At 64.2% G+C, this 299-nt stretch carries 1 protein-coding gene; it reads right to left on the minus strand.

Annotation, left to right across the window (positions count from 1 at the left end; all coding sequences use genetic code 11):
• Positions 1 to 299: metallopeptidase TldD-related protein (locus FFY45_RS21835; RefSeq protein ID WP_255172117.1), on the minus strand; the 299-nt coding region annotated here is incomplete at both ends.

The following is a 299-nucleotide window of genomic DNA, read 5'->3' on the forward strand; positions in this document are numbered from 1 at the left end:
GTTTGCCTGCGGCCAGTGACACATTGGGCATGCGCTGGAACTGCACGCTGGACCAGGAATCTGCATAGCTGCAGCCATCGGAGGCGGTCTTGCCGAGCAGGTGCGCCTGATCGCGCGTGCATTGGTAATCGACCAGGATGCCGTCTTTCACCAGCTCCCACTGCTTGCTCTTGACCCCCTCATCGTCGTAACCCACTGCGCCCAGGCTGCCGTGCTGGGTGCGGTCGGCGACGAAGGTCACCGCATCGCTGCCCCAGCGGAAACCCGCATCGCGCTTGTCCAGCGTGGCGAAGCTGGTG

Origin of the sequence: Xanthomonas hortorum, assembly GCF_011305375.1 — a bacterium.
Classification (GTDB): Bacteria; Pseudomonadota; Gammaproteobacteria; order Xanthomonadales; family Xanthomonadaceae; genus Xanthomonas; species Xanthomonas hortorum_E.